This is a genomic window from Mesorhizobium sp. M7A.F.Ca.CA.002.05.1.1 (assembly GCF_003998335.1).
Taxonomy (GTDB): Bacteria; Pseudomonadota; Alphaproteobacteria; order Rhizobiales; family Rhizobiaceae; genus Mesorhizobium.
In genome coordinates, this window is sequence record NZ_RZQI01001034.1 from 1 (window position 1) to 1,958 (window position 1,958).

The window sequence follows — 1,958 nt, forward strand, 5'->3', positions numbered from 1 at the left end:
CAGACAGATAGGCGCCGCCCCTGAAAAACCAAACGGTACCGGGCCGTCAGCCTGGCATTGTCCGCTCAAGACAGCGTGATCGGCTACCAGCTTCCGGTGTTCGCCATCGAAGCCCAGGGCTCCGCCTTGGCCTTGGCCGGGCCTTTCTGCAGAAGCTCGATCGAGATGCCGTCCGGCGACTTGACGAAAGCCATGTTGCCGTCGCGCGGCGGCCGGTTGATGATGACGCCATTGTCCATCAGATGCTGGCAGGTGGCGTAGATGTCGTCGACCTCATAAGCGAGGTGGCCGAAATTGCGTCCGCCCTTGTAGTCTTCCGGATCCCAATTGTAGGTCAGTTCGATCAGCGGTGCCTTGTCGGCGATGCCGCTTTGCTCGTCTTCGGAGGCCGCGAGGAAGATCAGCGTGAAGCGGCCTTGCTCGTTTTCGTAGCGGCGCACTTCCTTGAGGCCGAGCTTGTTGCAGTAGAAGTCGAGCGAGGCATCGACGTCGGTGACGCGGATCATGGTGTGCAGATAGCGCATGTGATTTCCTCGATAAATTGCGTTGCGGCGCAACATAGGGTCGGCCCTGTCAAAGGGCAATCGTGCGGCGGTGCGCAATGCCGGCAAAGAACAAATCCGGTATTGCCCAAATGAACCGTGAAAAAAGGCACGGCAGGTCTTGCACAGACCGGAAGCCGCAGTGTTAATCTGTTGGCAAGAATCAGTTGCGGTGTTCTTGAAAAAAGGGGGCATTCTTATGGGGGAAAAGGCCTCTTTGACGGGGCGGGACGGACCCCTCGGCGACGCCTTGCAGCGTGACGAAGGCGGCGATGCCGCGGACTTGCTCGAAATAGCCGGCGCCATCAAGTGGTTCGATGTGGCCAAGGGCTATGGTTTCATTTTGCCGGATGACGGCATTTCCGGCGATATCCTCCTCCATGTGACATGTCTTCGAAGGGATGGCTTTCAGACGGCCCTGGAGGGCGCACGCGTGGTCTGCCTCGTCAAACATGGCGACCGCGGATTGCAGGCCTTCCGGGTGCTCTCTATGGACGTCACCACCGCGGTCCACCCGGCCGAGATGCAGGAGCAGCGCACCCATGTCGCGGTGACGCCGGAGAGCGGTCTCGAACGCGCCCTGGTGAAATGGTTCAACCGCACCAAGGGGTTTGGTTTTCTCACCCGCGGCGAGGGCACCGAGGACATCTTCGTCCATATGGAGACCTTGCGCCGTTACGGTATCACCGAGCTTCGGCCGGGGCAGGTCGTGCTGGTTCGTTTCGGACGCGGCGACAAAGGCCTTATGGCCGCCGAAATTCACCCCGATATGGGGACCTTGCCGGTCTCGCACTAGGGCGTTTCCGGCCGAGGATTTCGAATGGCTTACAGGAACTGGCTGACCGCGGGCGCGATGTGCGCGATTGCCTTCATCGCCGCCGCCGGTGGTTACTTCTATTCCGAAAAGCCGACCTCGGCGGACAGCCGGGCGATGATCCTTCCAGCCGATCCGGCGCCATTGGTCGTGGTGACGAAAGGCGGTGATCGCTCTTTTTCCATCGAAGTCGCCGACACCGCCGCGGAGCGCGAGGCCGGCTTGATGTACCGCCAGGACATGGCGGACAACCACGGCATGCTGTTCGTCTTCGAGGTCCAGCAGCAGGTTGGCTTCTGGATGCACAACACGCCAATGCCGCTTGATCTGATTTTCGTCGGCCAGGATGGCAAGATCCGGGCGGTCAAGCACGGCGAGCCGCAATCGGACGCCGTCGTTTCGCCCGGCGTACCGGTGCGCTTCGTGCTCGAGCTCAAGGCCGGCACTGCCGCCAGGAACGGCATCGAGTATGGCGACCTTTTGCGCCATCCGGCCGTGGGCACGGTATCCGGCCCCGGCATGCCACCAGCCGACAATGGCGATGCACCCAATGGCGGTGGCGGTTGAGCACACAGGCGGGATCGCAGATGCAGTCTTTCACC

Annotated in this window: 3 protein-coding genes; 2 read left to right on the forward strand and 1 reads right to left on the reverse strand. The window is 61.4% G+C overall.

Going from position 1 to position 1,958, the window contains the following annotated elements; translation table 11 throughout:
* Positions 1 to 83 precede the first annotated feature (83 nt).
* Positions 84 to 524 (reverse strand): lactoylglutathione lyase, encoded by a 441-nt coding sequence (gene gloA, locus EN939_RS32085; protein ID WP_127271577.1) that lies wholly within the window; start codon positions 522 to 524, stop codon positions 84 to 86.
* Positions 525 to 741: 217 nt separating this feature from the next.
* Between gloA and EN939_RS32090 the strand changes: the two genes are divergently transcribed.
* Together EN939_RS32090 and EN939_RS32095 are read left to right on the forward strand one after the other, a co-directional pair.
* The gene (locus EN939_RS32090) at positions 742 to 1,338 is read left to right on the forward strand and encodes a cold-shock protein (RefSeq protein ID WP_032901396.1); all 597 of its coding nucleotides are present in this window, start codon (positions 742 to 744) and stop codon (positions 1,336 to 1,338) included.
* 24 nt (positions 1,339 to 1,362) lie between these two features.
* A complete protein-coding gene (locus EN939_RS32095; RefSeq protein ID WP_127271578.1) occupies positions 1,363 to 1,923 on the forward strand; it encodes a DUF192 domain-containing protein in 561 nt (186 codons plus the stop codon).
* The last annotated feature ends 35 nt before the right edge of the window (positions 1,924 to 1,958 follow it).